This window comes from Streptomyces sp. NBC_00503 (assembly GCF_036346895.1).
In the GTDB taxonomy this organism is placed as follows: Bacteria; Actinomycetota; Actinomycetes; order Streptomycetales; family Streptomycetaceae; genus Streptomyces.
This window is the reverse complement of the sequence record NZ_CP107855.1, coordinates 1,215,909-1,236,741: the sequence shown is the minus strand read 5'-3', so window position 1 is coordinate 1,236,741 and position 20,833 is coordinate 1,215,909. Positions and strand designations below refer to the sequence as shown.

Genomic DNA, 20,833 nt, shown 5'->3' with positions numbered 1-20,833 from the left:
GCACACCGGCCCGCCCACGTCGTGCACGCGAACCGTGCGTGAACACTGATGAGCGGGCGGGCCGGGCGGTGGCCGGGCGGATGAGTCTCCGTCAGCAGGTCACGGGGCGGGGCTGGTTGTGGCCAGGGGCGTCGTGCTCCTGCCGGCCTCCGTGCCCGTCGCCGTACGGGCCGTGTCCAGGACGACCCGGGCGACGAGCGCCGGGTCGTCGTTCATCGGGACGTGCCCGCAGCCCGGGAGCCGCACGAGGCGCGCGCCCGGGATGGTGTGCTTGGCGCGTATGCCCTGGCGGCGCAGGAGCAGCCGGTCGCGGCTGCCCCAGGCGATGGTGACCGGCAGTCCGGGCAGGTCGTCGGTGAACCGTACGGAGCCGCCCGCCGCCAGGGTGTCCTCGAAGCCGGTGGCCTCGCGCAGGGCGAGGGTCTCGGCGACCACGGCTTCGGGGGAACGCCGGGCGGGGCGCGCGTAGATCGTGCCGGTGAGCGCCGCCCGGCCCGCGCCGCTGCGGGAGAGCCGCTCCACGGCGGAGCGGGGCAGCGCGGTGGCGCCGACGCGCATGGCGCGCAGGGCGGCGAAGGCGTAGCGGCGCTCGCCCTCGGACCAGAAACCGGCGGGGGAGAGGGCGGTGACCGAGCGGGCCAGGCCGGCGCGGCCCATTTCGAGCGCGAGCAGACCGCCGAGGGAGTTGCCCGCCACGTGCGGGCGCTCGACGCCGAGGGCGGCGCAGAGCGCGCCGAGCGCCGGGGCGACGGTGCCGAGGTCGTACGGAACCCCGTGCGGCAGCGGCTCCGAGGCGCCGAAGCCGGGCAGGTCGACGGCGATCACGTCGTGTTCCGCGGCCAGGATGTCGGTGACCGGGCGCCAGGCCTGGAGGTGGTGGCCGATGCCGTGGAGCAGCAGGAGCGGCTCGCCCGCGCCCTTGCGCTCGTAGGCGGCGGTGGTCGTGCGGGTGCCCAGCGGCGAATCGATCGTGAAGGAGACCGTGGCGGTCATGCTGCTCCTCGTCGGGGTCGGGCGGACGCGTGTGAGACAGGTTGTCAGTAGTGTCTCCCGCCATGATTACCGCCGGGTAGCCCCCGACATCAAGAGCTCTGGTAGCGGCTGCCCGCGAACATCCCGTGAACGGGTTGATACATATGCCCGATCTGCCCGGCAAAGGGATGAGGATTGGTCTTGACCAAGGGGTAGCGCCGTCCTATCGTCGCAGGGATAGTGCAGGAACCTTTAATAAACAAAGGCGCGGAACTGCCGCTGGAACACGGCGATTGCAGCGATTGCAGGAGGAGTCAGGGTGGGGACCACGCAGCTCGAATCGGTGCCGGAGCCGAAGTACTGGCACCTCAAGACCGTCCTCACTGAGGCGCTCGACCGGGACTTCGCCGTGGGCGAGGTGCTGCCCAACGAGCGTGAGCTCGCCGCCCGCTTCGGCGTCGCCCGTGCCACCCTGCGCCAGGCCCTGGAGCAGCTGGAGCTCGAAGGCCGCCTGCAGCGCCGCCGCGGCGTCGGCACCACCGTCGCCCCGCCGCGCGTGGGCGTGGCCGTCGGCAACACGCAGCACGGCTGGCCCGGCGAGAGCATCGACGGCTGGGACCCGGTGGACGCGGCGGAGGCCGTGCCCGGTGCGGCCGTCCTGAAGCTCCTCGGTACCGCCGCCGGCGAACCGGTCCTCGCGGTGCGCCGGACCCGCATCGAGCAGGGCCAGGTCCTCGCCGCCGAAATGCTCTACGTGCCCGCCGCCTCGGTGCCCGGTCTCTCCGGGATCGACGCCCCGGCCGGTCCGGCGCGCGCCCGCGCCGTCATGCGGGAGCTGCAGCGGCTCGCCCTCGACGGGCAGGACCGCTCGGTGGAGCTCGGCTCGGCCCGCGCCGACGACGCGAAGGAACTGGACCGGCTGCCCGGCGCCCCGGTGCTCCTGGTCACCACCCGCTACTTCACCGCGGCGGGCACGGCGGCCGTCTCGGTGGCCACCTACCGTGCGGACACCTGCCGCCTCACCTTCGGTGACTCCGGCGACGTCCAGATCACGCACGACGCGCGCGTCGCTTCCTGACCCGACCCACCAGCTGCCGGGCGGCCCACAAGCTGCCGGCCGGCCCGCGAGGGCCGGCCGCGTCGGCTCCGGCTGCGAAAGCTCCGCGGAGCGATCCGCCGGCCCGGCCCTGGGTACGGGCCTTCGCGGGGCCCGGCCGCGCCCCGGGCCGACCGTGCCGCCCCCGCCCCCGAGAGGAACTATCGGCGGCGGGCCGTCACCGTCTTCTCCACCGCGAACAGTTCCTCTTCCACGTGGTCCAGGGCCAGCCGCAGCGCTCCCGTGGCCACCGCCGCCTCGCCGAGCATGGACAGGGCGACGCGCGGCGGGCGCAGGCAGTACCGCTCCAGCTCCCGGCGCAGGGGGTCCAGGACCCCGTCCAGGCCGGCCGCCCAGCCGCCGACCACCACCAGCTCCGGATCCATCGCCAGCACCAGCGCCGCCACGTCGTGGACCAGCCGCTGGATGAACCGCTCGACCGCGGCCACCGCGCGCCCGTCACCGCGCCTGGCCATCGCGAAGACCTCCGCCACGGCCGGCTCGTCCAGCGGGTGCAGGGGTTCATTCGTGGTCGACAGGAGCCTCTCCGGGGTGACCTCGCGGCCCAGCAGGTGCAGCGCGCCGATCTCGCCGGCGGCCCCGCCGAAGCCGCGGTGCAGGCGTCCGCCGATCAGGGAGCCCGCGCCGGGGCTCAGCCCGGCCATCACGAAGACCATGTCGTCCGTGTCGCGCGCGGCGCCCTTCCAGTGCTCGGCGACCGCAGCGGCATTCGCGTCGTTCTCCACCTGCACCGGACAGCGGAAGGAACGGCGCAGCCGTTCGCCGAGCGGCAGCCCGGTCCAGCCGGGCAGGGCCGTGCCGAGACGTACGGTGCCGTCGGCCTCCACGATTCCGGGGCTGCCCACGCCGACGGCCCGCAGGGAGTCCCGGGGCACTCCGGCCTTGCGCAGCAGATCGGCCACCGCCGTGCGCACCCGCTCCAGGCGCTCGTCGGCCGAAGCGGTCTCGGCGACCTCCTTGGTACCGGCGCCGATCACCCGCCCGTCCAGCCCGGACAGCAGCACGGCGATCCGGTGCGAACCGATCTCCACGCCGAGCAGGTGTCCCGCCTCCGCGCGGAAGCGGAAGCGTCTGGCCGGCCGCCCCTGGCGCCGCGCGCCTTCCTCCGCATCCGCTTCGACCACGAGCCCGGTGCCGATGAGTCCCTCGACGACCCCTTCGACGGTCGGCCGGGAGAGCCCGGTCACCCGCGTGAGATCGGTGAGGGTCGGTGATTCGGCGGCGCGCAGTGCCCGCAGTACGACGGCGGAGTTGATCCGCCGGAGCAGAGAGGGGTCCCCGCCGGTCAGCTGCCCCAACGTGTGTCCTCCCAGCTAGCGAGCTTGTCAGGCGGATCGTACTGCGGACCCGATGCGACGGCGAGAAGCAGCCCCCCATCGGCCGGAATCAGCCCCTCCTCCCGCTGGCGCTCCCGCGGCTCCCGCCGGTCAGGCAGGGGACACGAACCCGGACTCGTACGCGGTGATCACGGCCTGGGTCCGGTCGCGTGCGCCGATCTTTCCCAGGATCGCGCTCACGTGGGACTTCACCGTCTCCGTCCCGACGATCAGCTCGCGGGCGATCTCGATGTTGGTCAGTCCCTTCGCCATCAGCCGCAGCACGGCCTCCTCGCGCTCGGTCAGCGCGGCCCGCTCCAGAACCGTCCGGGCCTGCCGGTTTCCGTACTCGGCGGCGAGGGCGCGCACCGCCGCGGGGAAGAGCAGCGTCTCTCCTTCCGCGACCAGTCGTACCGCGTGCACGATCTCCGACGGCCGGGCCCTCTTCAGGAGGAACCCGTCCGCGCCCGCCCGCAGTGCCTGGTAGACGTACTCGTCGTTCTCGAAGGTGGTGACCACGAGGATCTTCGGCGGGGAGTCCACCGACCGCAGGACCGCCCGGGTCGCCTCGATCCCGTCGAGCAGCGGCATCCGGACATCCATCGCGACGACATCCGGTCGCAGCTGCCGTACGAGCGGGACCACGGAGGCGCCGTCGGCGGCCTCGCCGACCACCTCGATGTCGGGCTGGGCATCCAGGACGGCGCGCAGACCCGCGCGCACCAGGGGTTCGTCGTCGACGAGCAGTACGGTAACCGGCATCCGGTCAGCGTATTCGCTCCAGCGGAAGCCGTGCGCGCACCCTCCAACCGCCCCTGTGCAGCCCGGTGTCGACTTCCCCGCCGAGCAGTGCGGCCCGTTCCCGTATTCCGCGCAGTCCGCTGCCGCTGCCGGCCATGACGGTCGGCCGCTCCGGCAGCGGATTGCTCACCTCCAGGTCCAGCCGGTCGGCGACCATGTCGATCCGCACCCGTACCGGCACGGGACCGCAGTGCCTCAGCACATTGGTGAGGGCCTCCTGAAGGATCCGGTACCCCTCCTGGGTGACCGGTCCCGGCAACTGGTCCAAAGGGCCCGTGAGTTGCGCGTCGACGGTGGCGCCGGAGGCGCGCGCCGACTCCAGCAGCCGGTCGGCCTCCGCCAGGGTCGGGCGCTGGGAAGGCCGCTGACCGGACTCCCGTAGGACGAGCAGCACCCGTTCCAGGTCTTCCAGCGCGGCCCGACCCGTCTCCTCGATCGCGTTCAGGGCGCGGGCGGTGAACTCGGGGTCGCCCGCGGCCCGCGCGGCTCCCGCCTGCACGACCGCCACGGTCAGCGCGTGGCCGATCGAGTCGTGCAGCTCCCGCGCGATGCGGGTGCGCTCCAGCAATTGCTCGGTACGCGCCTCCAGCGCCGTCAGCCGCTCCGCCGCCGAGGGGCCCAGCAGCCGACGGGCTATGGCGGTGATCAGGTCGCCGAGCAGGACGATGACGACGAGCAGCAGGACCAGCGGCACCGGGGCCAGCAGCCACGCGGCCCAGGGCGGGGGAGTGAACGGCAGCACGTTGTCCGTGGTGACCGTCCCCCCGAGCGCCGTCGTGATCAGTTCGACCGTCAGCACCGGCAGCCATACCGTGGAGAACAGGGCGGCCATCGAGACCACGAGCCGGATCTCCAGCCACAGCAGCGTGCGCCAGCGGTCGCTCCACCGCTTGGACGCGACGGTGCTGAAGCTGTTCTCCTCCTCGCCCCGGGAGTCACGGTCGCGCGGCGTGAGGAGGAACTGGGCCTGGAGGCCCTCCGCCAGGCGCATCCAGGGCAGCAGCCCCAGCGGGACGACTATCAGCAACGGCGCCCACGGAGCCGCAGGTTCTATGAACATCCACACGGCCAGCATGAGCACGGGCACACACAGGTGCACCCAGCGCGAGTAGGTCACCGGTCGGAGCGCGGCGCGGAACAGTCGGTACATGCCCTCATCGTGGCAGGTCGCGGCTTTGTGGCGTCTCCCCCACGTGGGGGAGACGCCACCCTCGCTTGGGGGAGGAAGAGGGGTGGGTCGCACGGCGAACCTTGAGACATGAACAGCATCGAGATCCGAGAACTGACCAAGGAGTTCGGCCGTACCCGGGCCGTGGACCACCTCACCTTCGACGTCATGCCCGGCCGCGTCACCGGGTTCCTGGGGCCCAACGGCGCCGGGAAGTCCACCACGATGCGGCTGCTGCTGGGCCTGGACCGGATCACCTCAGGGACGGCCACCATCGGCGGCCGGCGGTTCACCGACCTTCCCGACCCCCTCCACCAAGTGGGCGCCCTGCTCGACGCGCAGTCGGCGCACGGCGGTCGGACCGCCAGGGACCACCTCCGCTTCATCGCCGCGGCCAACCGTGTTCCGACGAGCCGGGTGGAGGCGGTCCTCGAGCAGTCGGGAATCGCCGCGGCGGCCAAGCGGCGGATCAAGACCTTCTCCCTCGGCATGCGCCAGCGCCTGGGCATAGCGGCAGCCCTGCTCGCGGACCCCGGCGTGCTGCTGCTGGACGAGCCCACCAACGGCCTCGACCCCGAAGGCATCATCTGGATCCGCGAGCTCATGCGGGGCCTGGCCGCCGAGGGCCGCACGGTGCTCGTCTCCAGCCACCTGATGACCGAGACCGCCGCCCTCGCCGACCACTTGGTGGTGCTCGGACAGGGCCGCCTGCTGGCCGACACCCCGATGGAGGACTTCATCGAGGCCCGCAGCACCCCGAGGGTACGGCTGCGCACCACCGACCCGGTCCGGCTCCGGGCGGCCCTCGCCCGGGAGGACTTCGAGCTGGTCACCGCCCAGGACGGGCGGTGGACTGTGGAGGGCATACAGGCCGAGCGGCTCGGGGTGCTGGCCGCCGCCGAAGGCATACCGATGCTGGAACTGGTCGACGAGCGGGCCTCGCTGGAGGAGGCCTACCTCGATCTCACCGCCGAACACGCCCAGTTCGCCGCCACCCGCTGACCCGTCACTTCCAAGGAGGCTCCTTCATGAGCACCGCTCTGCCCACCGCCCCCGTCCTGCACTCGGAATGGATCAAGATACGTTCCCTGCGCGGCACTTTCGGAGCCCTGATAGCGGTCTTCGTAGCCACCGTGGGAATCCAGGCGCTGGCGGCCGCGCTGATAGGCCGGACGGAGGCCGGCGCCATGGGGGATGATCCGCTCCTCGCGGCCTTCTACGGGATCAACTTCGGCCAGGTCGCGGCCTTCGCCTTCGGCGCCACCGCGCTGTCCGGCGAATTCCGCAACGGAGCCCTGCGCACCTCGCTGACCGCGGTCCCCAACCGTGCACGGTTCTACCTGTCGAAGATGGCCGTGGTGGGCGGACTCGCCTTCCTGGCCGGACAGCTCGCCGGCATCGCGACGTTCCTCGGCGGTCAGGCGTTCATGGGCTCCTACGCCCTCGACCTGGGCAGCCCGGGAACCTACCGTGCGATCTTCGGCTGCGGCATGTACCTCACGCTGATGGCCCTGCTGGCAGCCGGGCTGACGGCCGTACTGCGCAGTGCGACGGTCACCCTGAGCCTGCTCATACCGTTCGTGCTGATGGTGTCCTTCGTCCTGGGCGCGGCCTCCGAGGGCGTCGCCCGGTACCTTCCGGACCGCGCGGGCCAGATGATGATGCGCCTGGACCCGTCGAGCGGCCTCGCCCCCTGGACCGGTCTCGGGGTCCTGGCCCTGTGGGCCCTGCTCGCGGTGGCCGCCGGATGGCTGTCCATACGACGCCGGGACGCGTGACGCCGGGCCGCCGGAAGCCCGTCCGGCGAGGCGGACAAATGCGGTGGACCGTGTGGTGCGGCCCTGCAAGGCTCTACGGATGATCATCCTTGCCGACGACCTCGGCCACCTCTCCTACACGGTCACCGGTGAAGGCCCGCCCGTCGTGCTCGTGCATGCCGGCATCGCCGACCACCGCATGTGGGACACGGTCGTGCCCGCCTTGGCGGAGCACCACACGGTCATCCGCTACGACCTGCGCGGGTTCGGCGAATCCGCACCCCCGTCCGGACCGTTCAGCGAGACGGATGACCTGTGCCGCCTCCTGGACCGTCTCGGCCACGAGAGCGTCCCGCTCATCGGCGCGTCCTGGGGTGGCCGTGTGGCGGTGGACTTCGCCCTCACCCACCCGGGGCGGGTGCGGTGCCTGGCCCTGCTGGCTCCGCCGTGGCCCGGCCATGACTGGTCGGCGGACATGGTGGAGTACGACGAGGCCGAGACAGCGGCCCTGGCCGCGGGCGACATCGACACCGCGGTCCGCGTGAATCTGGACATGTGGCTGCGCGGACCGTCCCGCGGCTGGGAAGACGTGGCCCCAGGGCTGGCCGAACGACTCCGCACCGCGGTACGGACGTCGCTGGTGAACCAGGAAACCGTCGCAGAGCACTCCCGAGGCCGCGCGGAGGGCGACATCGCCACGATCGGCGTTCCCACCCTGGTCGGAATCGGCCTCCTCGACGTCGCCGACTTCCAGGACATCGCCCGCCGGTACGCCACCGGGATCCCCGGTGCCACCTTGGTCGAGTTCGCGGCCGCGGCCCACCTCATCGCGCTGGACGCACCCGCCGAACTCGCCGCGGCGCTCCACCCGTTCCTCGCCCGCTGAGGAGGACGGGGACGGGCGGAGGTCCGGACCGTCTAGAGGCGAGTGCCTCCGCTGGCGTCGATGATCTGGCCGGTCACCCAGCGGCTGTCGTCCGAGGCCAGGAAGGAGACCACGTCCGCGATGTCCTGCGGTGTTCCCACCCGGCCGAATACCGATTTGGCGGCGGTCTCCCGCCAGGCCTCCTCGTCGAAGCGGAGCCAGCTCGCGTTGGAGTCGGTGTCGATGTAGCCGGGGGCCACCGAGTTCACGGTGATGTTCCTGGCCGCGAGGACCTTGGACAGGATCAGCGTGAAGGTGTCGAGCGCGCCCTTCGTCGTGCCGTAGGCGATGACCTCGGTGAGCGCGAGCCGAGTGACCGCGGAGGAAATGTTGATCACCCGCCCGCCGTCGCGGAGCCTGCCGAGGCCCTGCTGGACGATGAAGAACGGCGCCCGTACGTTCACCGCGACCATCTCGTCGAAGTCGGCCCGGGTCGCGTCCTCGAACTCGTCGCGCAGGGCGACCGCGACATTGTTCACGATGATGTCGAGCCCGGTGTCGCCACTGCCGTCGTACTTCGCCCGCTGCTCGTCGAACCCGTTCCAGAAGCGTTCGGTGTCCCCGTCCGTGCCGAGCTTCGCGCCGAAGGCGAACGCCCGGCCGCCGCCGTCGATGATGGCGTCGACGGCCTCGGCGGCGGCCTGCTGGCTCTCGGAGTAGTGGATGCCCACCAACGCGCCGTCTGCGGCGAGCTGTTCGGCTATCCCGCGCCCGATGCTGCGGCTGCTGCCCGTGACCACCGCGGTCTTGCCTGTCAGTCTGTCCACTGTCCTGGGCCCCTCAAGAGTCGTTCCGCTGGATGGAACTCGATGGACGACCCGAGGGTAGGTACGGCGTATTCCGGCGAGCACTCCGTTTCTTGCGGCCCTTGTGGAACGGTGCGGTCCGCCTTGGATCTCCGGTGGGCGGGCTGTCGCTAGCGCTGGTGCCGGATGGCGTGGACCAGGCCGGCGACGAGGTTCGCCCGCTCGGGCATGGCTTCGACCACCAGGTACTCGTGGTCGGCGTGGGCGCCGCCGCCGACGGCTCCGAGGCCGTCGAGGGTCGGTACGCCCAGGGCGGCCGTGAAGTTGCCGTCGCTTCCGCCGCCGACCGCCTTGCCTTCGAGGCCGGGGAGCAGCCGTTCGGCCAGCGCGAAGAGTTCGGACGAGGCCGACTCGGGCATCGGGGGGCGGCCGACGGATCCCTGTACCGAGATCTTCGCCTCGTCGAGGTGCGGGGACAGGGCCGCGAACGCCGATTCGATGCGCTCCTTCTCGCCGGCCGACTCGACCCGGACGTCGACGACGAGGGTCGCCTCGGCGGGGACCACGTTGTCCAGGGTTCCCGCGGCCGCGACGGTCGGGGTGACGGTCGTGCCGATGTCGGGCCGGGCGAGCGCCGCGATGTCCAGTACCTGGTGGGCCGCTTCGATCAGGGCGTTGACCCCGGCCGCGGGCTCGAGGCCCGCGTGGGAGGCCCGCCCCGCGATGGAGACCTGGAAGGTGCCGCAGCCCTTGCGGCCGGTCTTGAGGGCACCGCCGTCGGCGGCGCCCTCCATCACGAGTACGGCGCCGCAGGCCAGGGCCCGTTCCTCGATGAGGGGGCGGGAGGAGTGCGAGCCGACCTCCTCGTCGGCCGTCACCAGGATCTCGACCCCCGACAGGTCGGCGAGCGTGGCCAGGCCGTGCACGGCCTGCACCAGACCGCCGAGCATGTCGAAGACCCCGGGGCCGGTCGCGTGCCCGTTCTCGACCTTGAACGGGCGGCGTTCGAGGGTGCCGAGCGGGAACACCGTGTCGTGGTGGCCGAGGACCAGCACCTTGGGAACGCCGCCGGCCGACCAGTGGACGTGCGGACCGGCTTCGCTCTCCACCAGGACGGCCTGACCACCCAGGCGGCTCTCGATGAAGGCGGCGACGGTCTTGGCCGATGTCGCCAGGGCGTCGAGATCGCGCGAGGGGGACTCGACCTCGACGAGAGTCCTGAGGTCCTCGATCATCGCGTCAACACTCACCGGGACCGCCGTGTGCATCTTCATACCGCAAGGGTATCCAGCGCGCGCCGGTCCGCCCCGCGCAGATCGCCCGGACAGGGCTACGCGGCGCCGCCGCCGGGACCGGGGAAGGCGGGGGAGTCGGCGGCCGCGCGCAGGCGGGCGTACTCCTGGGCCATGGACTCGGCGGTCCAGTGGGCGTTGAGGCCGCTGGGGTTGGGGAGCGCCCAGATCCGCGTGGAGCCGATGGTGCGCTCCTGCGGGCCGATCTGCGCCTTCCGCTCGCCGAAGGCGGTGCGGTAGGCGGTGACTCCAACCACGGCCAGCCACTGGGGGCTTAGCCGTTCGACCTTGGCCGTCAGGAGGCGTCCGCCCTCGCGGAACTCCTCGGCGCTCAGCTCGTCGGCGCGGGCGGTGGCGCGGGCCACCACGTTGGTGATGCCGAGGCGGTGGGAGAGGAGTTCCTCCTGCTCCGCCGGGGCGAAGCGGCGCGGGGTGAAACCCGACAGGTGCAGGACCGGCCAGAAGCGGTTGCCGGGCCGGGCGAAGTGGTGGCCCGTCGCGGCGGAGAGCAGGCCCGGGTTGATCCCGCAGAAGAGCACACGCAGACCGCCCGCGACCACGTCCGGGAGGACGCGGTCGCGGGCGGCGTTCAGCTCGTCGGGGGTCAGAGGATCGACCCGGGGGTGTAGCCGGCGGCCTCCGGGTGCTCCTTGGTGATCTCCTCGATGCGCGAGACCACCGCGGCGACCTGGTCGCCGGCGGCACCGGTGAAGGACAGCTTGTCGGCCATCAGGGCGTCGAGCTGGGCCCGGTCCAGCGGCATCCGCTCGTCGGCGGCCAGCTTCTCCAGCAGTTCGTTGCGCTCGGCGCCCTGCTCGCGCATGGCGAGGGCGGAGGCCACCGCGTGCTCCTTGATGACCTCGTGGGCGGCCTCGCGGCCCACCCCGGCCCGCACGGCGCCCATGAGGACCTTCGTGGTGGCGAGGAAGGGGAGGTAGCGGTCCAGCTCGCGGGCCACGACGGCCGGGAAGGCGCCGAACTCGTCGAGGACCGTCAGGAAGGTCTCCATCAGGCCGTCGAGCGCGAAGAACGCGTCGGGCAGGGCGACCCGGCGGACCACGGAGCAGGAGACGTCGCCCTCGTTCCACTGGTCGCCGGCCAGCTCGCCGGTCATCGACGCGTAGCCGCGCAGGATGACCATCAGGCCGTTGACGCGCTCGCAGGAGCGGGTGTTCATCTTGTGCGGCATCGCGGAGGAGCCGACCTGGCCGGGCTTGAAGCCCTCGGTGACCAGCTCGTGGCCGGCCATCAGGCGGATCGTCTTGGCGATCGAGGACGGGGCGGCCGCCAGCTGCACCAGGGCGGTGACCACGTCGTAGTCGAGCGAGCGCGGGTAGACCTGGCCGACGGAGGTGAAGGCCTGGCCGAAGCCGAGGTGGGCGGCGATCCGCTGCTCCAGGTCGGCCAGCTTCGCGGCGTCGCCGCCGAGCAGGTCCAGCATGTCCTGGGAGGTGCCGACCGGGCCCTTGATGCCGCGCAGCGGGTAGCGGGTCAGCAGGTCGTCGAGGCGGCCGTACGCGACCAGCAGCTCGTCGGCCGCGGTGGCGAAGCGCTTGCCCAGGGTGGTCGCCTGAGCGGCGACGTTGTGGGAGCGGCCGGCCATGACCAGCTCGGCGTGCTCGCCGGCCAGCTTGCCGAGGCGGGCGAGGACGGCGACCGTGCGGTCGCGGGCCAGCTCCAGCGAGAGCCGGATCTGGAGCTGCTCGACGTTCTCGGTGAGGTCGCGCGAGGTCATGCCCTTGTGGACGTGCTCGTGGCCGGCGAGGGCGTTGAACTCCTCGATGCGGGCCTTCACGTCGTGCCGGGTGACCTTCTCGCGCTCCGCGATGGAGGCGAGGTCGACGGTCTCCAGGACGCGCTCGTAGTCGGCGAGGGCCTCGTCGGGGACCTCGATGCCGAGGTCCTTCTGGGCGCGGAGCACGGCGAGCCACAGCCGCCGCTCCAGCGTCACCTTGTACTCGGGGGACCACAGGACGGCGAGCTCCGCGGAGGCGTAGCGGCCGGCCAGGACATTGGGGATGCGGGGCTTGGCAGTCACGTGGAGGGATTCTACTTGGGCCGCGGCTGTGTGTTTACGCAGGTAGGGGGCCCGGCCCGGATTGTGGCTTGCTACGAGGGCCTGCGAAGGTCCACGAGGGCCTACGAGGGCCTACGGGAGCCGCTCGCCCCTCGGAGCCTCGTAGGCCAGCAGCTCCGGGCGCTTGGCCGGGCGGCCGTCGCCGCTGGAGCGGCCGGTCAGGCGGCGGCCGACCCAGGGGATCAGGTGCTGCCGCGCGAAGCTGAGGTCCTGTGCGCGGCGCCGGGCCCAGCCGGGCGGGAGTGAGGGCGGCAGTTCGGTGCGCCAGTCGGTCTCGGGGGGCAGGCCCAGCGCCTGCCAGACGGCCTCCGCCACCCGGCGGTGTCCCTCGGCCGTCAGGTGCAGCCGGTCCACGTCCCACATCCGGGGATCCCCGAGCACGGCGGCCCCGTACAGGTCGACCACGAGGGCCCCGTGGCGCGCGGCGAGCTCCTCGATGATGACGAAGAGCTCCTCCATACGGGGGCGGAAACGTTCCATCACGGGTCCGTTGCGGCCCGGGGAGCGCATCAGGACCAGCGTCTTGCAGGAGGGGGCCAGCAGGCCGACGGCCTCCTCCAGGTGTCCGCGCACCCGGCCCATGTCCACCTTGGGGCGCAGGGTGTCGTTCAGCCCGCCGACCAGGGCCACCACGTCGGCGCCCATGGCGGCCGCCGCCGGTGCCTGCTCCTCGGCGATCTGCCCGATCAGCTTGCCGCGGACCGCGAGGTTCGCGTAGCGGAAGCCGGGCTCGCGCGCCGCCAGGCGGTCGGCGAGCAGATCGGCCCAGCCCCGGTAGGAGCCGTCGGGAAGCAGGTCGGACATGCCCTCGGTGAAGGAGTCGCCGACCGCGACGAAACTGGTGTAAGACGCATTCATCTCCATGGCGGGAGCGATGCTACCGCGCGGTACGCCGTTCTCGCAGCGGTACCCCGCCCCCGGAGCCCGGGGACGGGGTACCGCGCGCCGCCTCGGCCTAGGCCGAGGCGGGATTGCCGAACAGCTCCCGCAGGACGTCCTCCATCGTGACCAGGCCCGTCATGGCGCCGTCCGCCCCAAGGACCGCCGCCAGGTGCGTACGGCTGCGCCGCATCGCGGTCAGCACGTCGTCCAGCGGCGTCTCCGCCCGTACCTGGGCGATCGGCCGCAGCGCCGAGACCGGGAAGGGCTCGTCGCGCTCCGCCGCGTCCAGGGCGTCCTTGACGTGCAGGTATCCCAGGATCCGGTGCTGTGCGTCGATCATCGGGAAGCGGGAGTACCCCGACTCCGCCGACAGCCGCTCCAGCCCGGCCGGGGTGATGCCCTCGCGGGCCGGAACCACCCGGTCCGCCGGCAGCACCACATCGGTCACGGGCCGGCGCCCCAGCTCCAGGGCGTCGTGCAGCCGCTCGCTCGCCCGGCCGTCGATGAGCCCCGCGTCACTGGAGTCCTTGACGATGCGGGCCAGCTCGTCGTCCGAGAAGGTGGCCGTGACCTCGTCCTTCACGTCCACGCGCAGCAGGCGCAGCAGGGCGTTGGCGAAGGCGTTGATCGCGAAGACCACCGGCTTCAACGCCCGCGCCAGGGTCACCAGCGGCGGCCCCAGCAGCAGCGCGGTGCGCACCGGCTCGGCCAGCGCCACGTTCTTCGGCAGCATCTCGCCGAAGAGCATGTGCAGGTACGTGGCCAGCGCCAGGGCCACCACGAAGGAGATCGCGTGGGTCAGGCCGGCCGGCACCCCGAAGAAGTCGAAGGCCGGAGTCAGCAGGTGCGCGATGGCCGGCTCGGCCACCACACCCAGCACCAGGGTGCACAGGGTGATGCCCAGCTGGGCCGCCGCCATCAGCGCGGACACGTGCTCCAGGGCCCACAGCACGGCCTTGGCGCGCCGGTCGCCCTGTTCGGCGTAGGGCTCGATCTGGCTGCGCCGGACCGAGATCAGCGCGAATTCCGCGCCGACGAAGAAGGCGTTGACGACCAGGGTCGCCAGGCCGATCAGCAGCTGGACGGCGGTCATCGGGCCTCCTCCCCGTCGTTGTCGGACGGCTCGGCCGGCGCGTGCAGCAGCACCCGCGCGGCCCGTCGCCCACTGGCGTCCACCACGTCCAGGTGCCAGCCGTCGAGCTCCAGGCTGTCGCCGACCACCGGGATCCGCCCGAGTTCGGTCGCTATCAGACCGGCCAGGGTCTCGTACGGACCGTCCGGCACGCGCAGGCCGATCCGCTGGAGCTGGTCGGTACGGGCGGAGCCGTCGGCGGAGAACAGCGGGCGCCCGGCGTCGTCCACCCCGGCCGAGTCCAGGTCGGAGGTCTCGTGCGGGTCGTGCTCGTCGCGGACCTCGCCGACGACCTCCTCGACGATGTCCTCCAGCGTGGCCACACCGGCCGTGCCGCCGTACTCGTCGATGACCACGGCCATCGTCTGCTTGCCGGACAGCCGGTCCAGCAGCCGGTCCACGGTCAGCGACTCCGGTACGAGGAGGGGTTCGCGCAGCAGCGAGGAGACGGGGTGGTGGTGGCGCTGCTCGGCGGGCAGCGCCAGTACGTCCTTGATGTGGACGGTGCCGACGACGCTGTCGAGGTTGCCCCGGTAGACGGGGAAGCGCGACAGGCCGGTGGCCAGTGTCGCGTTCGCGACGTCCTCGGCGGTGGTCTGCAGCTCCAGGGCGGTGACCTGGACCCGCGGGGTCATGACGTTCTCCGCGGTCAGGTCGGCGAGGTTCAGGGTCCGCACGAACAGCTCGGCGGTGTCCTTCTCCAGGGCGCCCGCCTTCGCGGAGTGCCGGGCCAGGGCCACCAGCTCCTGCGGGGTGCGCGCCGAGGCGAGTTCCTCGGCGGGCTCCAGGCCGAACCGGCGGACCATGTGGTTCGCCGTGCTGTTCAGATGGCTGATCAGGGGTCTGAACGCCCGGCTGAAGACCCGCTGCATGGTGGCGACCCGCTTGGCGACGGCCAGCGGAGAGGAGATCGCCCAGTTCTTGGGCACCAGCTCGCCGACGACCATCAGGACGACGGTCGACACCACGGTGCCGAGGATCAGGGCGGTGGTGGACGCGGCGCCTTCGGACAGCCCCATGGCCTTGAACGGGCCCTTGAGCAGGGCGGCGATCGAGGGCTTGGAGATCATGCCGATGACCAGGCCGGTCACGGTGATGCCGAGCTGGGCGCCGGAGAGCTGGAAGGTCAGGCTGCGGACGGCGGCCATGGCGCTGTCGGCGCCGCGCTCGCCGCGCTCGACGGCGCGCTCCAGTTCGCTGCGCTCGATGGTCGTCAGCGAGAACTCCGCGGCGACGAAGACCCCGCAGGCAAGGCAGAGCAGCAGCGCCAGGACGAGCAGGAGCACTTCGGTCATCGGTGGTTCACCTCCGTCCCATGATCAGTCAGGAGGAGGAGTGTCGCGCGATGTCGCGGGAGCGGATGACGGGGACTGGGAGGCTCGCCCATGGGCGGACGCTCACACCTTTCGTTACATGGAGAAACCGATGGATACATCGTAAAGGAAGGGCAAAGAGATCTGCTCACTCTTTTGGTGGAGCCCGTTCGGCCGTGATGGGATCCGCACATGAACGATCTTCACATCGAACCCGCCACGGCGGCGGACCTCGCCACCGTCCTCGACTTCTGGAAGGCCGCCGCCGAGGGCACGAGTATCAGCGACGACCTCGACGGCGTCGAGCGGCTGCACGCCCGGGATCCGCAGTCGCTGCTGCTCGCCCGGCGCGACGGCGAACTGGTCGGCACGGTCATCGCGGGGTTCGACGGCTGGCGATGCCACCTGTACCGGCTCGCGGTGCACCCGGCCCACCGCCGCCAGGGGATCGGCTCGGCACTTCTGGCCGCCGCCGAGGAACGGTTCGTGGCGCTCGGCGGACGGCGCGCGGACGCGATGGTGCTCAACCGGAACGAGCGCGGACAGCGCGCGTGGGTGGCCGCGGGCTACCACCCCGAGGACCACTGGACGCGCTGGGTGAAGCCGCTGAACGGGTGACGGCGCCGGCCCTCAGGCAGGCCAGGCCGTGAGGAACGACCGCTCCGACCACGTGCCGTGCAGGGGCGGTGCCAGCCAGCCGGGGGCCGCCGCGCGGAAGGCCGCGGGATCCAGGGCTCCGGCGCCCTCCGCGATCGCGCCGAGCAGGGGGAGCGCGGAGACGGCGGGCAGGTCGGCCAGGTTGCAGCGGGCCGCCAGGCCGGGGTCGGCGGGCCAGCTGCCGATGACCAGGCCCAGGGCGGCGAGGCCGCGGGTCCGCAGGGCTTCGGCGGTGAGGGCCGTGGAGTTGAGCGTGCCCAGGCCCGCCGGGGCCACGATCAGGGTCGGGGCTCCGAGCCGCCGGGCCGCGTCGGCCAGGGTGTGGCCCGCCTCGTCGAAGCGGACCAGGAGGCCGCCCGCACCCTCGACCAGGACCAGGTCGTGGGAGAGGGCGAGCCGGTGCGCGGTTTCCGCGATCGCGGTGGGGGAGACCGTCGGGAGGGAGGCGCGGCGGGCCGCGGTGTCCGGGGCCAGCGGCTCCGGATAGCGGGCCAGTTCCACCGTGGTGACGGCGGAGCCGGCCAGCCGGGCGGTCTCCGCCACGTCACCGGGCTCGTCCGGGCCCACCCCGGTCTGGGCCGGCTTGAGGACGGCCACCGAGAGGCCCGCGGCGAGCGCCGCCGCGGCGAGTGCCGAGGTGACGACCGTCTTGCCGATCTCGGTGCCCGTACCGGAGACCATGACGATCCCGGGCGAAGGCGCCGTGGACCGGGGTGCGAAGGCGCCGGGCGTGAGGGTGCCGGTCATGTCAGGCCTCCTTGGCGGCCGCGAGGACTCCGCGGCAGATGCGGGCCACGTCGGCGTCGCCCGTGACGAAGGGCGGCATCGTGTAGATCAGGTCCCGGAACGGGCGCAGCCACACGCCCTCCCGGACCGCGGCCCGGGTGGCGGCCGACATGTCGACATCGTGGTCGAGCTGGACCACGCCGATCGCGCCCAGGACCCGTACGTCCTTGACTCCGGGCAGGTCCGCGGCCGGTGCCAGGCCTTCGAGCAGGCCCGCTTCGATCCGCTTGATCTCGCGCTGCCAGTCCTGCCCGAGGAGCAGGTCGACCGAGGCCAGTGCCACGGCCGTGGCCAGCGGGTTGCCCATGAAGGTCGGTCCGTGGGCCAGTACGGGGACTTCGCCCCGGGAGATCCCGTCCGCCACGCGCTCCGTGCACAGGGTGGCGGAGAGGGTGAGGTACCCGCCGGTCAGCGCCTTGCCCAGGCACATCACGTCCGGGGTGATCCCGGCGTGGTCCGCCGCGAACAGCGCGCCCGTGCGGCCGAAGCCCGTGGCGATCTCGTCCAGGATGAGCAGGACGCCGAACTCGTCGCACAGCTCCCGCAGGACCCGCAGGTAGCCGGGGTTGTGGAAGCTCATGCCGCCCGCGCCCTGGACCACCGGTTCCACGATCACCGCGGCCAGTTCGTCCGCGTGGGCGGAGACCAGGGAGCGCAGGTGGGCCACGTACGCGGGGTCCAGCGGGGCGGAGAAACCGCTCGGCGGGGCGTCCGCGAAGAGCTGGCGCGGGAGCATGCCCGACCACAGCTCGTGCATGCCGCCCTCGGGGTCGCAGACGGCCATCGGCTGCCAGGTGTCCCCGTGGTAGCCGCCCCGCCAGGTCAGCAGCCGGGTCTTGCCCGGCCGGCCCACGGAGCGCCAGTACTGGAGGCACATCTTCACCGCGACCTCGACCGAGACCGAGCCGGAGTCGGCGAGGAAGACGTGTTCCAGGCCGGCCGGGGTGATCTCGACGAGCTTCGCGGCCAGCCGGACGGCGGGCTCGTGGGTGAGACCGCCGAACATCACGTGCGACATGCGGCCGAGCTGGCCGATCACGGCCTCGTTCAGCGCCGGGTGGTTGTACCCGTGGATCGCCGACCACCAGGAGGCCATGCCGTCGACCAGCTCGTCGTTGCCCTGAGCCGTTTCGGCCAGCCGCAGCCGGACGCCCGAGGCGGAGGCGACGATCAGGGGCTCCTGGCGTCCGGGCATCGGGCCGTAGGGGTGCCAGACGTGCTGCCGGTCCAGCGCGAGCAGTTCGGCGGCCGGCAGCGCGTCGGGCGAGTGGTGCAGGTCAGGCATTGGGAGCGAGGTCCGTTCCCGCGCCACGGCGGCGTACCGCCACCAGACCGGAGCGGACTTCGCCCGCCTCGGCCTGGGCGGGTACGGGGGCCTCGTGCCCGGCGTGCCCCGAGCAGCCGCCGCACGCCGAACCGCAGCCGGCCTCGTCCGCCGAGGAAGAGGAGGCGGACGAGCCGCAGACGGAGGCGCCCGCACCCTGCGAGCCGCAGCCGCCGGTGGCGGCCGCCGCCTGCTCGGAGCGGTGCGCGGGCAGGGTCGTCGTACCGGCGCCCTCCACCTCGAAACCGGCGTCCGCGATCATGTCGAGGTCGGCCTGTCCGGCCTGGCCCTCGCTGGTCAGGTAGTCGCCCAGGAAGATCGAGTTGGCCACGTGCAGTGCCAGGGGCTGCATGGTGCGCAGGTGCACCTCGCGGCCGCCCGCGATCCGGACCTCGACGTCGGGGCAGACGAAGCGGACCATCGCGAGGATGCGCAGGGCGCGCTGCGGGGTGAGGTTCCACTCCTTGGCGAGCGGGGTGCCCTCGAAGGGGATCAGGAAGTTGACCGGCACCGAGTCGCTGTCGAGCGCGCGCAGCGCGTAGACGACGTCGACCAGGTCCTCGTCGCTCTCGCCCATGCCCGCGATCAGACCGGAGCAGGCCGACAGCCCGGCGGCGTGCGCCTTTTGTACCGTGTCGACCCGGTCCGCGTAGGTGTGGGTCTTGGTGATCTGGCCGTACGTGGCCTCGGAGGTGTTGAGGTTGTGGTTGTAGGCATCCGCGCCCGCGTCCTTCAGGCGCTCCGCCTGGCCGTCCGACAGCAGACCGAGGCAGGCGCACACCTCGACGCCCTCGTTGTTCTCCTTGATGGCCTCGATGGTCTTGCCGACACGGTCCACGTCGCGGTCCGTCGGGCCGCGCCCGCTCGCCACCAGGCAGACCCGCTTCGCCCCGCCGGCCACGCCGGCGGCCGCGGCCTGGGAGGCCTCCTCGGGCTTCAGCCACGTGTACTTGAGGATCTCGGCCTTCGATCCCAGCCGCTGGGAACAGTACGAGCAGTCCTCCGGGCACAGCCCCGATTTGAGGTTCACCAGGTAGTTCAACTTGACCCGGCGGCCGAACCACTGGCGACGCACCTTGCCGGCCGCCGCGACCACGTCGAGCAGTTCGTCGTCAGAGGTAGCCAGCACGGCGAGTGCTTCTTCACGGGTCGGCAGCTCGCGCCGCAGCCCCTTGTCCACGAGGGTGTTCAGCAGGTCCATGACGCCGATCCTGTCCCACGTGACCACTCCCGGCCAAGGAGAGATCCAACAACATGGCTTGAAGAGAGTGTGTGTATCGCCACACCTGGCGGTCGAGTGGTGACAGCTAGGGTCGGTCACGTCTGTGGACTGCCGACAAAACGCGAGGACTGACGATGCCCGACCAGCACACCGCCGCCCCCGCGGACGTCTTCTCCTGGATCGACGACGCCGAGCGGGCCAGGGAACAAGCCGGACTTGTCCGGACGCTGCGCCCGCGCCCGGCCTCCTCGCCGCTCCTCGACCTCGCGAGCAACGACTACCTGGGGCTGTCCCGGCACCCCGAGACCGTGCGGGGCGCACGTGAGGCGGCCGAGCGCTGGGGCGGTGGAGCCACTGGATCCCGCCTGGTCACCGGCACGACCGAACTTCATGCGGAGCTCGAGCGGGAGCTCGCCGCCTTCTGCGGGTTCGAGGCCGCGCTGGTCCTCTCCTCCGGGTACGCGGCCAACCTCGCCGCCGTGTCCGCGCTGAGCGGCCGAGGCACCCTCGTCGTCTCCGACGCCGCCAATCACGCCTCGATCGTGGACGGCTGCCGGCTGTCCCGCGCCGAGATCGCCGTCGTCCCGCACTCCGACCCGCAGGCTGCGCGCAAGACCCTCGCCGGGTACGAGGGGCGGGCGCTGCTGGTCAGCGACTCGGTGTTCTCGGTGGACGGGGACGCGGCTCCGCTCGCCGAGTACGCCGAGGCCTGCCGGGCCGAGGGCGCGGCCCTGCTCGTGGACGACGCGCACGGACTCGGTGTCCTGGGCGAGGGCGGCCGGGGCGCGCTGGCGGCCGCCGGGCTGGCGGGTGCGCCCGGGGTGGTCGCGACGCTGACCCTCTCCAAGTCGCTGGGCAGCCAGGGCGGGGCGGTCCTCGGGCCGGCCAAGGTGATCCGGCACCTGGTGAACACGGCCCGGACCTTCATCTTCGACACCGGGCTGGCCCCGGCCGCGACGGGCGCCGCCCTGGCCGCCCTGCGCCTGCTGGAGCGGGAGCCGCAGCGTGCGGAGCGGGCCCGCGAGGTGGCCGCCGATCTGTACGGGCGGCTCACCGCGTCCGGCCTGACCGCGGCCCGGCCGGACGCGGCCGTGGTGTCGGTACGGGCCCCGTCGGCTTCGGCGGCACTGCGCTGGGCCGCCGACTGCCGCGAGGCAGGTCTGTCCGTGGGGTGCTTCCGCCCGCCGTCGGTGCCGGACGGCATCTCCCGGCTGCGGCTGACGGCGCGGGCCGATCTCACGGGGGACGAGATCGGCCGTGCGGTGGAGACGATCCTGCGGACCGCTCCGCAGGGGGCCACGGACCGCTAGGCGGACCCACGGGCCGGTGGGCCCACGGACCGCCGG

20 protein-coding genes are annotated in these 20,833 nt (G+C 72.5%); 6 read left to right on the top strand and 14 right to left on the bottom strand.

Annotated elements, in window-relative coordinates:
- Nucleotides 1–99: 99 nt before the first annotated feature.
- Entirely contained in the window at nucleotides 100–993 is an 894-nt protein-coding gene (locus OG490_RS05780; RefSeq protein WP_330295200.1) for an alpha/beta fold hydrolase, read from the bottom strand.
- A 298-nt stretch (nucleotides 994–1,291) separates the two neighbouring features.
- On the opposite strand from OG490_RS05780, the gene OG490_RS05775 reads away from it, so the two are divergent.
- On the top strand, nucleotides 1,292–2,050 hold the full coding sequence (locus OG490_RS05775) for a GntR family transcriptional regulator (RefSeq protein WP_330295199.1): 759 nt from the start codon (nucleotides 1,292–1,294) through the stop codon (nucleotides 2,048–2,050).
- Between the two features lie 179 nt (nucleotides 2,051–2,229).
- Here OG490_RS05775 and OG490_RS05770 read toward each other — a convergent pair whose 3' ends face one another.
- The 3 genes from OG490_RS05770 to OG490_RS05760 form a co-directional block, all read right to left on the bottom strand.
- A complete protein-coding gene (locus OG490_RS05770; RefSeq protein ID WP_330295198.1) occupies nucleotides 2,230–3,387 on the bottom strand; it encodes an ROK family transcriptional regulator in 1,158 nt (385 codons plus the stop codon).
- 129 nt (nucleotides 3,388–3,516) lie between these two features.
- Entirely contained in the window at nucleotides 3,517–4,167 is a 651-nt protein-coding gene (locus OG490_RS05765; protein ID WP_330295197.1) for a response regulator transcription factor, read from the bottom strand.
- Nucleotides 4,168–4,171: 4 nt separating this feature from the next.
- Nucleotides 4,172–5,356, bottom strand: coding sequence for a sensor histidine kinase (locus tag OG490_RS05760; protein WP_330295196.1), 1,185 nt, complete (start codon nucleotides 5,354–5,356; stop codon nucleotides 4,172–4,174).
- 108 nt (nucleotides 5,357–5,464) lie between these two features.
- Between OG490_RS05760 and OG490_RS05755 the strand changes: the two genes are divergently transcribed.
- The 3 genes from OG490_RS05755 (at nucleotide 5,465) to OG490_RS05745 (ending at nucleotide 8,017) form a co-directional block, all read left to right on the top strand.
- Nucleotides 5,465–6,376, top strand: a complete 912-nt coding sequence (locus OG490_RS05755; protein WP_330295195.1) for an ABC transporter ATP-binding protein — start codon at nucleotides 5,465–5,467, stop codon at nucleotides 6,374–6,376.
- A 26-nt stretch (nucleotides 6,377–6,402) separates the two neighbouring features.
- Complete coding sequence (locus OG490_RS05750; protein ID WP_330295194.1) at nucleotides 6,403–7,152, top strand: ABC transporter permease subunit; 750 nt, start codon at nucleotides 6,403–6,405, stop codon at nucleotides 7,150–7,152.
- A 79-nt stretch (nucleotides 7,153–7,231) separates the two neighbouring features.
- On the top strand, nucleotides 7,232–8,017 hold the full coding sequence (locus OG490_RS05745) for an alpha/beta fold hydrolase (protein WP_330295193.1): 786 nt from the start codon (nucleotides 7,232–7,234) through the stop codon (nucleotides 8,015–8,017).
- A gap of 32 nt (nucleotides 8,018–8,049) precedes the next feature.
- On the opposite strand, the gene OG490_RS05740 is transcribed toward OG490_RS05745, so the two are convergent.
- The 7 genes from OG490_RS05740 to OG490_RS05710 form a co-directional block, all read right to left on the bottom strand.
- Nucleotides 8,050–8,823, bottom strand: coding sequence for an SDR family oxidoreductase (locus OG490_RS05740; protein ID WP_330295192.1), 774 nt, complete (start codon nucleotides 8,821–8,823; stop codon nucleotides 8,050–8,052).
- 149 nt (nucleotides 8,824–8,972) lie between these two features.
- Nucleotides 8,973–10,070, bottom strand: coding sequence for a M20 family metallopeptidase (locus OG490_RS05735; RefSeq protein ID WP_443065932.1), 1,098 nt, complete (start codon nucleotides 10,068–10,070; stop codon nucleotides 8,973–8,975).
- Nucleotides 10,071–10,132: 62 nt separating this feature from the next.
- Nucleotides 10,133–10,702 carry a G/U mismatch-specific DNA glycosylase gene (gene mug, locus OG490_RS05730; protein WP_330300795.1) on the bottom strand — a complete coding sequence of 190 codons (570 nt, stop codon included), beginning with the start codon at nucleotides 10,700–10,702 and terminating at the stop codon, nucleotides 10,133–10,135.
- On the bottom strand, nucleotides 10,699–12,132 hold the full coding sequence (gene purB, locus OG490_RS05725; RefSeq protein WP_330295190.1) for an adenylosuccinate lyase: 1,434 nt from the start codon (nucleotides 12,130–12,132) through the stop codon (nucleotides 10,699–10,701). Before purB ends, mug begins: the two co-directional genes overlap by 4 nt.
- Before the next feature lie 111 nt (nucleotides 12,133–12,243).
- Nucleotides 12,244–13,035 (bottom strand): SGNH/GDSL hydrolase family protein, encoded by a 792-nt coding sequence (locus OG490_RS05720; RefSeq protein ID WP_330295189.1) that lies wholly within the window; start codon nucleotides 13,033–13,035, stop codon nucleotides 12,244–12,246.
- A 91-nt stretch (nucleotides 13,036–13,126) separates the two neighbouring features.
- A complete protein-coding gene (locus OG490_RS05715; RefSeq protein ID WP_330295188.1) occupies nucleotides 13,127–14,146 on the bottom strand; it encodes a hemolysin family protein in 1,020 nt (339 codons plus the stop codon).
- Entirely contained in the window at nucleotides 14,143–15,480 is a 1,338-nt protein-coding gene (locus tag OG490_RS05710; RefSeq protein WP_330295187.1) for a hemolysin family protein, read from the bottom strand. Before OG490_RS05710 ends, OG490_RS05715 begins: the two co-directional genes overlap by 4 nt.
- 210 nt (nucleotides 15,481–15,690) lie before the next feature.
- On the opposite strand from OG490_RS05710, the gene OG490_RS05705 reads away from it, so the two are divergent.
- Nucleotides 15,691–16,116 carry a GNAT family N-acetyltransferase gene (locus OG490_RS05705; protein WP_330295186.1) on the top strand — a complete coding sequence of 142 codons (426 nt, stop codon included), beginning with the start codon at nucleotides 15,691–15,693 and terminating at the stop codon, nucleotides 16,114–16,116.
- A 12-nt stretch (nucleotides 16,117–16,128) separates the two neighbouring features.
- Here OG490_RS05705 and bioD read toward each other — a convergent pair whose 3' ends face one another.
- Genes bioD through bioB form a run of 3 tightly spaced genes read right to left on the bottom strand, consistent with a single transcriptional unit; the run spans nucleotide 16,129 to nucleotide 19,466 of the window.
- On the bottom strand, nucleotides 16,129–16,902 hold the full coding sequence (gene bioD / locus OG490_RS05700) for a dethiobiotin synthase (protein WP_330295185.1): 774 nt from the start codon (nucleotides 16,900–16,902) through the stop codon (nucleotides 16,129–16,131).
- A 1-nt stretch (nucleotide 16,903) separates the two neighbouring features.
- On the bottom strand, nucleotides 16,904–18,226 hold the full coding sequence (locus OG490_RS05695; protein WP_330295184.1) for an adenosylmethionine--8-amino-7-oxononanoate transaminase: 1,323 nt from the start codon (nucleotides 18,224–18,226) through the stop codon (nucleotides 16,904–16,906).
- Complete coding sequence (gene bioB / locus OG490_RS05690; protein ID WP_330295183.1) at nucleotides 18,219–19,466, bottom strand: biotin synthase BioB; 1,248 nt, start codon at nucleotides 19,464–19,466, stop codon at nucleotides 18,219–18,221. The genes OG490_RS05695 and bioB overlap by 8 nt, the downstream gene beginning before the upstream one ends.
- Nucleotides 19,467–19,621: 155 nt before the next feature.
- Here bioB and OG490_RS05685 point away from each other — a divergent pair, with 155 nt between their 5' ends.
- Nucleotides 19,622–20,797 carry an 8-amino-7-oxononanoate synthase gene (locus tag OG490_RS05685; RefSeq protein WP_330295182.1) on the top strand — a complete coding sequence of 392 codons (1,176 nt, stop codon included), beginning with the start codon at nucleotides 19,622–19,624 and terminating at the stop codon, nucleotides 20,795–20,797.
- Nucleotides 20,798–20,833: the final 36 nt, after the last annotated feature.